Source organism: Pseudomonas sp. 32A (genome assembly GCF_052682255.1).
On sequence record NZ_JBQYLY010000001.1, the window covers coordinates 6,672,387 to 6,684,934 of the forward strand.

The 12,548-nt window shown below is 62.5% G+C and carries 11 protein-coding genes; 6 read left to right on the forward strand and 5 right to left on the reverse strand.

Going from position 1 to position 12,548, the window contains the following annotated elements:
* The first annotated feature begins 33 nt into the window (after nucleotides 1-33).
* Nucleotides 34-1,197, forward strand: coding sequence for a GGDEF domain-containing protein (locus ACUN0G_RS30565; protein ID WP_258345387.1), 1,164 nt, complete (start codon nucleotides 34-36; stop codon nucleotides 1,195-1,197).
* Nucleotides 1,198-1,210: 13 nt separating this feature from the next.
* Here the strand turns inward: ACUN0G_RS30565 and ACUN0G_RS30570 are convergent, their stop codons facing one another.
* Nucleotides 1,211-1,690 carry a VOC family protein gene (locus tag ACUN0G_RS30570; protein ID WP_167664720.1) on the reverse strand — a complete coding sequence of 160 codons (480 nt, stop codon included), beginning with the start codon at nucleotides 1,688-1,690 and terminating at the stop codon, nucleotides 1,211-1,213.
* A gap of 427 nt (nucleotides 1,691-2,117) precedes the next feature.
* On the opposite strand from ACUN0G_RS30570, the gene dapA reads away from it, so the two are divergent.
* Nucleotides 2,118-2,981, forward strand: a complete 864-nt coding sequence (dapA, locus tag ACUN0G_RS30575; RefSeq protein WP_445575200.1) for a 4-hydroxy-tetrahydrodipicolinate synthase — start codon at nucleotides 2,118-2,120, stop codon at nucleotides 2,979-2,981.
* Between the two features lie 45 nt (nucleotides 2,982-3,026).
* Here dapA and ACUN0G_RS30580 read toward each other — a convergent pair whose 3' ends face one another.
* Both ACUN0G_RS30580 and atzF read right to left on the reverse strand, forming a co-directional pair.
* A complete protein-coding gene (locus tag ACUN0G_RS30580; RefSeq protein ID WP_445575201.1) occupies nucleotides 3,027-3,713 on the reverse strand; it encodes a GntR family transcriptional regulator in 687 nt (228 codons plus the stop codon).
* Nucleotides 3,714-3,715: 2 nt separating this feature from the next.
* Nucleotides 3,716-5,515: an allophanate hydrolase gene (gene atzF / locus ACUN0G_RS30585; RefSeq protein ID WP_445575202.1), complete on the reverse strand. Its 1,800-nt coding sequence runs from the start codon at nucleotides 5,513-5,515 to the stop codon at nucleotides 3,716-3,718.
* Nucleotides 5,516-5,779: 264 nt separating this feature from the next.
* Between atzF and ACUN0G_RS30590 the strand changes: the two genes are divergently transcribed.
* Together ACUN0G_RS30590 and ACUN0G_RS30595 are read left to right on the forward strand one after the other, a co-directional pair.
* Nucleotides 5,780-7,156 (forward strand): cystathionine beta-synthase, encoded by a 1,377-nt coding sequence (locus ACUN0G_RS30590; protein ID WP_258345381.1) that lies wholly within the window; start codon nucleotides 5,780-5,782, stop codon nucleotides 7,154-7,156.
* Nucleotides 7,153-8,319, forward strand: coding sequence for a cystathionine gamma-synthase (locus tag ACUN0G_RS30595; protein WP_063029674.1), 1,167 nt, complete (start codon nucleotides 7,153-7,155; stop codon nucleotides 8,317-8,319). Before ACUN0G_RS30590 ends, ACUN0G_RS30595 begins: the two co-directional genes overlap by 4 nt.
* Before the next feature lie 42 nt (nucleotides 8,320-8,361).
* On the opposite strand, the gene iolG is transcribed toward ACUN0G_RS30595, so the two are convergent.
* Nucleotides 8,362-9,366, reverse strand: a complete 1,005-nt coding sequence (iolG, locus tag ACUN0G_RS30600; RefSeq protein WP_177035573.1) for an inositol 2-dehydrogenase — start codon at nucleotides 9,364-9,366, stop codon at nucleotides 8,362-8,364.
* 36 nt (nucleotides 9,367-9,402) lie between these two features.
* Nucleotides 9,403-10,428 carry a LacI family DNA-binding transcriptional regulator gene (locus ACUN0G_RS30605; protein ID WP_445575203.1) on the reverse strand — a complete coding sequence of 342 codons (1,026 nt, stop codon included), beginning with the start codon at nucleotides 10,426-10,428 and terminating at the stop codon, nucleotides 9,403-9,405.
* 123 nt (nucleotides 10,429-10,551) lie between these two features.
* Here ACUN0G_RS30605 and ACUN0G_RS30610 point away from each other — a divergent pair, with 123 nt between their 5' ends.
* The gene (locus ACUN0G_RS30610; RefSeq protein ID WP_445575204.1) at nucleotides 10,552-11,397 is read left to right on the forward strand and encodes an SDR family oxidoreductase; all 846 of its coding nucleotides are present in this window, start codon (nucleotides 10,552-10,554) and stop codon (nucleotides 11,395-11,397) included.
* On the forward strand, nucleotides 11,397-12,539 hold the full coding sequence (locus ACUN0G_RS30615; protein ID WP_445575205.1) for a phytanoyl-CoA dioxygenase family protein: 1,143 nt from the start codon (nucleotides 11,397-11,399) through the stop codon (nucleotides 12,537-12,539). Before ACUN0G_RS30610 ends, ACUN0G_RS30615 begins: the two co-directional genes overlap by 1 nt.
* The last annotated feature ends 9 nt before the right edge of the window (nucleotides 12,540-12,548 follow it).

A 12,548-nucleotide genomic window follows, 5' to 3' on the forward strand; every position in this document is an offset into this window, starting at 1 on the left:
GTCTCACCGCAACTCAGGCAGGCCAGCTCGCCCATGGCGCTCGACCCCATCACCATACTGGTCCTCACCATCGCCCTGGCAGGCGCCGCCGCGCTGTACCTGGCGGTCGAGTGGCGCAATGTTCGCGAACCGTCGCTGCTGTACTGGACCGCAGGTTTCGCCATCATCAGCGTGGGCAGCACCCTGGCACTGTTGCGGGCCAGCGGCCTGGTGTTGATCGGCATCTGGTTCGCCAACGGGTTGCTGATCACCGCTCATTGGCTGTTTTTGCTGGGCGTCGCGCGGTTCACCCAAGTGCGCCTGTCTCGCGCCTGGTACCTGATTTTCGTGGCCTGGTTTGCCATGCTGCTGTTGCCGGAAGGACAGTCGTGGTCCAAGGCCATGCTGCTGGCCAACTCGCTGCTGGTTGCTCTGCCGACCCTGCGGGCCAGTTTCCTGCTGCGGCCCCATGGCCGGTCACTCAGCGTGGGGGCGGTGCAGCTGCGTTATGTGCTGCTGGCCCACGGGCTGTTTTATCTGGCCAAGTCGCTGGTGGCGATCGTGCCGGGTACGCTGATCGACCTGACGGCGTTTCGTGGCGAGATTATTCAGGTGTCGCTGGTGGAAGGCGCCATGGCGATCATGCTGATTGCATTGTCGATGACCGGCACCGAGCGCTATCGCCGTGAGGAACAGATTGCACGATTGGCCGCCCGCGATCCGTTGACGGCGTTGTACAACCGCCGCGCCCTTGAAGTGCGAGCACCAAGCCTGCTGAGCAAGGTCTCGCAGGCCCGGCCAGGTGCCCTGCTGTTGATCGACATCGACAATTTCAAGCTGATCAACGACCTGTACGGTCATACCGCAGGCGACCGGCTGCTGGTGGCGCTGAGCGAGATGATCCGCGCGCAGTTGCCCGATGATTCGCTGGCGGCGCGGTTGGGCGGCGATGAGTTCGTGATCCTGCTCAACAACACCTCGAACGCGCGCATTGTCGAGCTGGGCAGCGCCCTGCGTGAAGAGTTTCATCAGGCCGCCTCACAGGCGTTCGCCACGCCCGAGGCGGTGACATTGAGCATCGGCGCCAGCCTGTTCGACACACCGCCCGCGAGCCTTGCCGCCTTGATCGAGCAAGGCGACGCAGCGCTTTATGAATCCAAGCGTGGTGGACGCAACCGTATTCGCCTGGTGGACCGGACTGCGGTGAGCGCTGATTGACTCAATCGGCGCGTCAACCTTTAAGCGCCGCCTCAATCCCCGCGACATCGATCTTGGTCATTCCCATCATCGCGTCAAACGCCCGCTTGGCCGCTGCAGGGTCGGGATGGGTGATCGCCGCGCTCAGCACCCTCGGGGTAATCTGCCACCGCACGCCCCATTTATCCTGACACCAGCCGCAGACATTTTCCTGGCCGCCATGGCTGACAATTGCGTGCCACAGGCGATCGGTTTCCGCCTGGTCATCGGTGGCCACCTGGAACGAGAACGCCTCGTTGTGCTGCACGCCAGAGCCGCCGTTCAGGCCAAGGCAAGGAATGCCCATGACCGTGAATTCCACGGTCAACACATCGCCCTGCTTGCCCGCCGGATAATCCCCGGGCGCGTGATGGACTGCGGTCACCGCACTGTCCGGGAAGGTCTTGGCGTAGAAGTTGGCAGCGTCCAGTGCACTGCCGTCGTACCAAAGGCACACCGTGTTCTTGCTGAGCATGAGTGTTCTCCAGCGTGGAGGTTCGGACTTGCAGTGTAGTACCGCTACCGACAAGAATGCGCTCGCGTCCTGGCACGCTCCCCGCGTTAACCCCAACGGTGCGTTTCGTACGCCACGGGTTGAACCGCGACTGATCGCTGTGAGTTGACACACCCTGTAATAATCCATAAAGATGAGCGTCTTCTTCAGGGTGTGTCCTCAATGTCTGCAACGACCTTCAACTTTTCCGTCATTGGCTTGAATGCCAAGGCGCAAGGTTGCGTTGCGCACGCCCTCAAATCGAAGAAACAGTCGCTCATGTGACCGGGGCGCGCTGTCCCGTCAGATGAGCTGACAGGACATTGAGCGCGAAGGCCCCCCTCCTCTTGCTTACTTCCCTCTGCCCTTCTGACGGTGACGAAATCGGTCAACCATCAGGAGAAAGCGCATGTCATCGTTTCAAGGTATCTGGGTTCCCGTCGTAACACCGTTTCATAACGGCGCCATCGACTTCATTGGCTTGCGCCGCCTGGTCTGCCATCTGCTGGAAAAAGGCGTGGCCGGGATCATGGTCTGTACCACCACCGGCGAAGCCGCCTCGCTGAGCCGCCAGGAGCAGTTGACGATGCTGGATGCCGTCCTGGAACTCGTACCGCCACAGCAGGTAGTGATGGGCCTGGCAGGGTATAACCAGATTGAGCTGTTGCAGTTCCAGGCCGAAATCCTGAAGCGCCCTGTGGCCGGCTTGCTGGTGCCGCCGCCGAGCTACATCCGCCCGTCCCAGGCGGGCCTTGAGGCGTTCTTCCGCACCGTGGCCGATGCGTCCAGTGTGCCGATCATTCTGTATGACATCCCCTATCGCACCGGCATTGCCTTCGAACAGGCGACGCTGCTGAACATCGTTGCCCATGAACGAATCGTCGCGATCAAGGATTGCGGCGGGAACCTGGCCAACACACTGGCGTTGTTGGCCAGCGGGAAGGTTGATGTGTTGTGTGGCGAGGATGTGCAGATATTCAACGCGCTGTGCCTGGGAGCGACCGGGGCGATTGCCGCGTCGGCGCATGTGCGGACCGAGGATTTTGTGACGCTGCATCGGCAGGTTCGCGATCACCAGTTGCTGGCGGCTCGTGAGACGTTTTTCGGGTTGCTGCCGTTGATCCACACGATGTTCGTGGAGCCCAATCCGGCGCCGGTGAAGGCAGCGCTGGCGATGGAAGGGTTGATCGACAGTGAGTTGCGGCCGCCGATGTTGAAGGCGAGTGAGGCGCTGGAAAGCCGGTTGCAACACGTATTAGCCGCGCGGGAATAACCTGTGGTGAGGGAGCTTGCTCCCTCACCACAGGGCACGGGCTGCTTATCCTCTCGCCACCGCCAACCGATGCAACGTGATCTTGCGCACCTCCCGCTTGCTCTCCTCAATGTGAGTCTTGAGCAGTTGCTGCGCCTGATCGCTTTGCCGTCGCAGGATCGCATCGAGGATGCTTCCGTGCTCCTCATAGGTCGCTGCAATACGCGCATGCTGAGTGAAATCCAGCCGCCGGATGATGCGAATTTTCTCGGTAACCTCGTAATGCATGCGCGCCATTTCCGCGTTGCCCGTGGCCTGCACCAGCCCGCAGTGAAACGCCTCATCCAGCGCCGAGACGACCTGGGCGTCATCCAGCCGGGCACTTTCGTCCACCCGCCAAATCGCCTCAAGCCCTTCAAGGCCCTGCTCAGCCATGCCACACAAGCGGCTGACGGCGGCCAACTCCAGCACGATCCGAACGTCGTAAAGCTCTTCGAAATAGTTGAAGTCGAACGGCCGCACCTGCCAGCCACTCCTGAAAAACACCTCCAGGTACCCTTCCCGCTCCAACCGATACAGCGCCTGGCGCACCGGCGTGCGGCTGGCCTGCATGCGCTCGGCCACGTCACCCTCACTGAAGCGGTCACCCGGTAACAAACGAAAGTCGAAGATGTCGTCCTTCAACTGCTGGTAAACCCGTTCCGCCAGGCTGTCCGGCCGTTCGTTGGGCTTTCTCATGGTCGAGAGCTGCATGGCTATTTCCTGCTCGCCATGTAGGCGCGCCAGCCGCCGAATTCGGTGATGTCGGTAGCGCCTGCCAGGGCCCAGGGCTCGCAGATAAACCCCTTTACACTGCGCCCATCCGCCAGGGTCAGGTTGCCGATGCCCAGCGGCGCGGGAATCTCCGCGACGAACTCGCCAAAGCGAGCGATGGGCATGTCCCACAGCTCGACGATGATCGCACTGCCCGAATCGTCCTTGACCAGCCCAGGCTTGGGCGGAACCGTGCCAGGCAGCGCATGCAAGCGGTAGTGGCTCGCCGTCAGGGTTTGCTCCACCAGCACGGCGTTGCGGCTGGTCAACTGGAAGTTCAATGGCATCCCGGTGAGGTGCGCGCCCACCACCGCTACCAGCACGCTGCCCGGAGCCTGTCGTGCGGGTCCCGGTTGTGGCAGGTGGCGTTCGGTGGCGCCCAGCGGCAAACCGAGGCCGGCCTGCCAGCGCTTGCCCAGATGCACCAAGGCGGCGTCGTGCCAGGCAGGCGCAATCAGGGTGATGCCGCACGGCAGGCCATCGCTGCGCAGCCCGGCAGGCACGGCCAGCGCCGAGAGGTCGGCCAGGTTGGTGAAGTTGGTGTAGAAGCCAAACTGCGAGTTGTAGAGCACCGGCTCCACGGCCATTTCTGCCAGGGTACGGATCGTCGGTGAGGTCGGCACCAGCAAGGCGTCGAAACCGGCCAGACTGTCGTTGATGCGGCGGCTCAGTTCGGCGCGCAGGTATTCGGCTTTATAGGCATCGCAGGCGCTGTACTTGAGGCCGTTTTCCACGATGCCACGCACCACCGGGTTGATCGCTTCGGCGTTGCTGGCGAGCATGCCTTCCAGTGCCACCGTGCGCTCCGCGACCCAGGACCCGTAATAAAGCTGCTCGGCCAGTTGCTGGAACGGGCTGAAATCCACCGCTGTGATCTCGGCCCCAAGGGACTGGAACCTGCGCAGCGCCTGTTCAAACACCGTCTGATTCTGCGTGTCGCCATAAAACTCCAGGCTGGCCGGCACCGCCAGTTTGATCGTAGCCCCGACCGCTACCGGCGCGGTGTTGGGATTGATACGTGAATAGGCGTCGCTGGCGTCGTAAGCAGCAGCGACGCCTGCAACCGTCTCGGCATCTTCAACCGTCAGCGCAAACACCGAAATACAGTCCACGGTGCGACAGGCCGGTACCAACCCGGTGTTGGATAGCCGCCCCTTGGTCGGCTTCAACCCGACGATATTGTTGAAGCCCGCCGGTACCCGCCCGGAACCGGCGGTGTCGGTGCCCAGGGAAAACGCGACCAGGCCTCGCGCAACCACCGAAGCCGAACCTGAGCTGGAGCCGCCGCTGACATAGTCCGGGTTGAAGCTGTTACCCACCGCGCCGTAGGGCGAACGCGTACCCACCAGGCCAGTGGCGAACTGATCCAGGTTGGTCTTACCCATCAGGATCGCCCCGGCGGCCTGCAACCGGGCGACCACGGAGGCATCCGCCTTGGCCGTATAGGCAAACTCCGGACACGCCGCCGTGGTCTCCCAACCCGCCGCATCGATGTTGTCCTTGATGGCAAACGGCACGCCATACAACGGCAACTTGTCGATATCGCCGCCGACCGCCGCAAGCCGCTCGGCCAGTTGCGTCAACTGGTCACGCAGTTGCTGCGGCTGCACCCGGCTGATCCAGGCGTTGTCCTCGGCGGGAAACGTGCCCGCCAGGGTCAACAGGATGTCGGGGGTCAGCGCCTGGCTGCGGTAAGCGGTCTGCCATTCACCAAGGGTCCAGCCGAGTTGTTCGTTGCGCATTGAGGATTCCATCTTGTATCCAAGTTTGGATTTTTTTAGCAAGCACTGGGCCAATCCGCTGCAAGCCAATGAATACGTGGCGCTGGCAGAAAACCGGCGGATTGGCCGCCCTCAACCGTGCTCCGTGATGAAGCAGCAATGCGCCAAAAAAAGACATTCAGGCGGCCGCGCGGTTGCGAGCGGGTCGATACCGGCCTATGTTCGAAACCATGCTTTAAAAACTGCTGTCCATCCCATACGCCCTTTCCGTAGTCAGGTGAAGACATGCCCACCGCTTCCCGCCCCGCTGTGCTCGAACTGATCGGCAACACCCCGCTGGTGCGGGTCAGCCGCTTCGATACCGGCCCGTGCACGCTGTTCCTCAAGCTTGAATCCCAGAACCCCGGCGGCTCGATCAAGGACCGCATCGGCCTGGCCATGATCGACGCCGCCGAACGCGACGGCCGCCTGCGCCCCGGTGGCACCATTATCGAAGCCACCGCCGGCAATACCGGCCTCGGCCTGGCCCTGGTGGGTCGCGCCAAAGGTTACCGGGTGGTGTTGGTGGTGCCGGACAAGATGTCCACCGAAAAAGTCTTGCACCTCAAAGCCATGGGCGCCGAGGTGCACATCACCCGCTCCGACGTCGGCAAAGGCCACCCCGAGTATTACCAGGACGTGGCGGCACGGCTGGCCAAGGACATTCCCGATTCGTTCTTCGCCGACCAGTTCAACAACCCGGCCAATCCCCTGGCCCACGAGACCAGCACTGCGCCGGAAATCTGGGCCCAGACCCAACATGACCTCGATGCCATTGTGGTCGGCGTCGGCTCGGCCGGCACCCTCACCGGCCTGACCCGTTTCTTCAAGCGCGTGCAACCCGACCTGGCCATGGTGCTGGCCGATCCGGTCGGCTCGGTAATGGCTGAGTACAGCCGCAGCGGCACCATGACCGAACCCGGCTCGTGGGCCGTGGAAGGTATCGGCGAAGACTTCATCCCTTCGATCGCCGACCTCTCCAGCGTGCGCCACGCCTATTCCATCAGCGACGAAGAAAGCTTCGACCACGCCCGCCAACTGCTGCGGGCCGAAGGCATTCTCGGCGGTTCTTCAACCGGCACCCTGCTCGCCGCCGCCCTGCGCTATTGCCGCGAACAGACCGAGCCCAAGCGCGTCGTCACCTTCGTCTGCGACACCGGTACGCGCTACCTGTCGAAGGTCTACAACGACCAATGGATGAACGACGCCGGCCTGCTGCAATACAAACACTACGGCGACCTGCGCGACCTGATCGCCCGCCGTTTCGAGGACGGCCGAGTGATCAGCGTCGGCCCCGACGACAGCCTGCTCACCGCCTTCCAGCGCATGCGCCTGGCGGACGTGTCGCAATTACCGGTGCTGGTGGACGGCCAGAAACTGGTGGGGGTGCTCGACGAGTCGGACGTACTGCTCGGCCTGCATCAGAACGCCGCGCACTTTTCCATGACCGTGGCCAGCGCCATGACCAACGCCCTTCACACCCTTGCGCCCAGCGCCAGCCTTGCGCAATTGCAGGCCGAGCTGGATCGCGGACTGGTGGCAATCATTGCTGACGCATCGGGCTTTTACGGCCTGATCACCCGCGTCGACCTGCTTAATCACTTACGGAGATCCCTTGCATGACCCAGCACGATAAAAGCGCCTTCGCCACCCGCGTGATCCATGCCGGGCAATCCCCCGACCCGACCACCGGGGCGCTGATGCCGCCGATCTACGCCAACTCCACCTACCTGCAGGAAAGCCCCGGCGTTCACAAAGGCTTCGACTACGGGCGCTCCCACAACCCGACGCGCTTCGCCCTGGAACGCTGCGTGGCCGACCTGGAAGGCGGCACCCAGGCCTTCGCGTTCGCCTCCGGGCTGGCGGCGATTTCCACCGTGCTGGAACTGCTCGACGCCGGTTCCCACGTGGTCTCCGGCAATGACTTGTACGGCGGCACCTTCCGCCTGTTCGACAAAGTGCGCCAACGCAGCGCCGGGCATCGTTTCAGCTTCGTCGACCTGACCGACCTGTCGGCTTTCGAAGCCGCGTTGCAGGACGACACGCGGATGGTCTGGGTCGAAACCCCGAGCAACCCGCTGCTGAGCCTGACCGACCTCAGCGCCATCTCCCGCATCTGCAAGGCCCGGGGCATAATCTGCGTGGCCGACAACACCTTCGCCAGTCCATGGATCCAGCGCCCGCTGGAGTTGGGTTTCGACATCGTGGTGCACTCCACCACCAAGTACCTCAACGGCCACTCCGATGTAATCGGCGGCATTGCCGTGGTGGGCCAGAATCCTGAACTGGCCGAACGCGTGGGCTTCCTGCAAAACTCCGTGGGTGCGATTGCCGGGCCGTTTGACGCGTTCCTGACCCTGCGCGGCGTGAAGACATTGGCGCTGCGCATGGAGCGTCATTGCAGCAACGCGCTGGAACTGGCGACATGGCTGGAGCAACAGCCGCAGGTGGCACGGGTTTACTACCCCGGCCTGGCATCGCATCCGCAGCATGAGCTGGCACGCCGGCAGATGCGCGGGTTTGGCGGGATGATCTCGGTGGACCTGAAAAGTGACCTGGCGGGTGCGACACGCTTCCTGGAAAACGTGAAGATCTTTGCGTTGGCTGAAAGCCTGGGGGGCGTTGAAAGTTTGATCGAGCACCCGGCGATCATGACCCATGCGAGCATTCCGGCAGCGACGCGGGCGCAGTTGGGGATTGGTGACGGGTTGGTGCGGTTGTCGGTGGGGGTTGAGGACGTGGAAGACTTGCGGGCGGATCTGGCGCAGGCATTGGCAAAAATCTAACGCGCAAACTGCCGGAGCGAGCATGCCCGCTCCGGCAACACTTTAAATAGCGTAATTGACCTCAACCATTCGCCCAGTCTTGATGGACTCCAGCGCACAGTCAGCCAAGTGCAACGCATACAGCCCATCGCGCATGTTGGTGGGCAGCGCGCGCCCCGCGCTCAGCGCCTGGATAAACTGCCCCAACTCATTGCGGTAGGCCTCCGCATAACGTTCCAGGAAGAAACGCTGCAACGGCTCCAACGCCTCGGTGTGCTCGTGGTTCCAATGGCGCAAGGTGCTGGGGCGATGGTTATCCGTGAGCAACACCCCATTGGCCCCGGACACCTCAAGTCGCTGGTCATACCCGTAGACCGCCTCCCGACAGCAGTTGATATGGCACTGTTTCCCGGATGCGGTGCGCAGTAGCACCATCACGCTGTCGAAGTCGTCAATCTGCGCCAGGCTCGGGTCTACCAGCCGGCTGGCTATCGCGCTGACTTCGATGGGCTCTTCACCCAGCAGGTGCCGCGCCATGTCGAAGTCATGAATGGTCATGTCCCGCAGGATGCCGCCGGAATGTGCCAGGTAATCCCGTGGCGCCAACCCCGGGTCACGGCTGGTGATGATCACCTGCCGCACAGCACCAATTTGCCCCGCGTCGATGGCCTGGCGCAGGCGCAGCGTGTCGGGATCGAAGCGGCGGTTGAAGCCCAGCATTACTTTGCCGCCCTCGCGCTCCACAGCTTGCGCCGCCGCCCGCGCCTTGGCGAAATTCAGGTCAATGGGCTTCTCGCACAGCACGGCCTTGCCCTGGGACACGGCCGCCAGCAGCAAATCGATATGAGTGTCGGTGGGTGTGCCAATCACCACCGCGTCGATATCGTCCCGACTTAGCACTGCTGCGCAGTCATAGGCCGCCTCGCAACCCAGCTGCGCAGCCAAGCCATCGACGCCCTCCCGCCAGGGGTCGGCGACCACCACCAGAGTGGCATCAGGATGGGCCGCGACATTGGCCGCGTGAATGTTGGCGATGCGCCCTGCACCAAGGACAGCGATACGTAGCATGGTCGAACTCCTGGGATTGTTATTGGGTTTGGAGATTCAGTCCGGCAGGTTGAACGGTGTGACGATCTGTACCTGTGACGGCGCAATCGGCCCAGCCTTCCACAGCCGATGAAATTGCAGGATGTGCAGGAACACATGGCGCGCATCGATCTGCAGGTTGTGATCGATAATCGCGGCGACTTTTTCTTCAGCCAACAGCTGGCGATTCTCTTCGTCGAGGTCGTGAGCAATAAACACGTCCAACGGGCGATCCAGAGCCGCGAAGGCGTCGACAATTGCGCGGTTGCCACCGCCGACGCTGTACACCGCCTTCAGTTCGGGATGCTGCTTCAACGCATCGGTGACCCGGGCAAACGTTCGGTCATACACGCCGTACCCACCGCTGATATCCAGTACCCGCAGGTGCGTCGCACGGCCGCGCAGCCACATGCGAAAACCCATTTCGCGTTCTTCCTCGCCCCGGAACAATTCACTGCCAATCACCACCGCCACCTCCTGGGGTTGGGGTGACAGCCAGCGGGACAGAAGGTACGCGGCGGTTTGTCCGGCGGTGCGGTTATCCATGCCTACGTAGCCGATGCGCTCGCTGTGGGGCAGATCGGTGACCAGGGTCACCACCGGAATACCTGCGGCCGCCAGGTGCTTGACCGCCAGATTCACCGCCGGCTCGTCCGCGGCCTTGAGCACCACACCCTGGCTGCCGGTCTCGAGGCAGCGCAGCAATTGGTCGTGCATCGCCTGAGGCTCGATTTCTTCGAACAAATGAAACCGCGGGGCGATACGAAACGGTGCCAGGCTGCCCAGTTGGGCGGTGATGGCGGCCTGCACCGCCGCACTGAAGCGCTTGGGCGTGTGCATGATCACATCGACATGAAAGGTCCGGCCTACTGCCAAGCCATTTTTTTCCTGGGATTCCAGCTCATCCAGAGCCTGTTCGATACGCCGTCGGGTTTGGGCGTGCACGCTGCCGCGCTCATGCAAGGCGCGATCGACCGTCGCCTTGCTGACGCCCGCCTGGGTGGCCAGTTGCTTGATGGAAAACTGTTTAGCGCGTTCGAGCATGCCGTTGAACCTGAGGTTTTTTTGAGGTCTTTTTGAGACTCATTGAGGTGACCGCAATGCTAGTCTCAGTTTTGCCCGGCGTCGAGCCCGGCCTTCAAAACAACAAAAACCCAGGAGACCCCGATGCCTTCAACCGACCTCAGCCATACCTTCAAAGGCCAATACTTTGTCGTCACCGGCAGCACCCAGGGGTTGGGTGCTGCCGTCGCCCATACCCTCGCGCGGCGCGGTGCTGCCGGCCTGATCATCTGCGGACGCCGCCCGGACCTGGGCCAGGAGCAAGTACGGCAGTTGGCAGCGCTCGATTGCCGCGCGGTGTTTGTCCAGGCGGACCTGGAACAGATCGGCGACTGCCGCGACGTGATCGAGGCGGCCCGTGCCCACTTCGGCACCCTCCACGGGCTGATCAACTGCGCCGGGATGTCGGATCGCGGCACCATTCTCGACACCTCCCCCGAACTGTTTGACCGACTGTTTGCGGTCAATGTGAGGGCGCCGTTTTTCCTGATGCAGGAAGCCTTGAAGCTGATGATCAGCCAGAGGGTTGAAGGTGCAGTGGTCAATATCCAGAGTGTCACCGGCCACGGCGGGCAATCGTTCTTGAGTGCCTACGCGGCGTCCAAGGGCGCTCTCGCGATTCTGACCAAAAACGTGGCGTTCAGCGCCCTGCGCAACCGGATTCGGGTCAACGGCTTGAACATCGGCTGGATGGACACACCTCACGAGGATGAAATCCAGCGGCACTACCACGGTGCCGGGGATGGCTGGTTGGAGGCCGCCGAAGCCGCGCAGCCCTTCGGCCGCCTGCTCAAACCTGAAGAGGTGGCCCAGAGCGTGGCATTTCTATTGTCACGCGAGTCGGGAATGATGACCGGCACGGTGATCGACCTGGAGCAAGGCGTCATCGGCTGTGGCGACGGCGGCACCCCACGCCCCGATCAGGCCCTGAGCCTGGTGGAGGGTGCGTGATGCCTGCCTTTGTCAGCGCCGACGCAGTGCAACTGGAAGATTTTCACTCGATCTGTGCCCAGCAGGCGGCTGCCGAGGACTACCCGCACTGCGCCGAAGTGTGCAGCAACATCCCGATCTATCAAGCCCAGGCACTGCGCAACGGCGATCATCACGCCGTGCTGGACGAACTGCATCGCCTGTTCAGCCAGGGGCCGGGAGTGATGGTGGTGCGTCAGGGCTATGCCGACTTGGACGTGGTGGACCGTCACAGCCAGGTATTCGAAGCGATCTTTGCCCAAGAGGCTGCACAAGGTGTGGCCGCCGACCACTTCGCCAAGGCCGGCAGTAACGGACGTATCTGGAACTCATTACAGAAGGCGGCACTACAGTCACCGGCATCCTTTGTCGAATATTACGCCAACCCACTGCTGGGGTTGATCGCACAAGCCTGGCTCGGCCCAGGCTACCAAGTCACGGCCCAGGTCAACGTGGTGCACCCCGGTGGCCAAGCCCAGCAACCGCACCGTGATTATCACCTGGGATTCCAGACCATCGACGTGGTGGAGCGCTTTCCGTTGCCCCTGCACACGCTGTCCCAATACCTCACGCTGCAAGGGGCCGTGGCCCATAGCGACATGCCCCTGGAAACCGGCCCGACCCAACTGCTGCCGTTTTCCCAGCAATACCCGCTGGGCTACCTGGCCTGGAGGCGCACTGAATTCATCGAGTACTTCCAGCAGCATGCAGTGCAATTGCCGCTGAACAAAGGTGACCTGCTGTTCTTCAACCCGGCCCTGTTTCACGCCGCTGGCACCAATCGCACACCGGACCGCCAGCGCATGGCCAACCTGCTGCAAATCTCCTCGGCGTTCGGCAAAACGATGGAGGCTGTGGACCGCGACCGGATGATGCAGGCGCTCTACCCTTGCCTGTTGGAGCGCCTGGCGGACAACGTCATGGATGACGAGGCGCTGCACGCGGTGATCGCCTGCACCGCCGATGGCTATTCCTTTCCCACCAATCTGGATACCGACCCACCCTTACAGGGCCTGGCTCCGCAAACCGGGCAGCAACTGATGTTGCAGGCACTGAACGAACGCTGGCCCTACGAGACCTTTGCCGAACACGTTGCGCAACTACGCGCCAAACGCCAAGGCTGAGGAATGTTT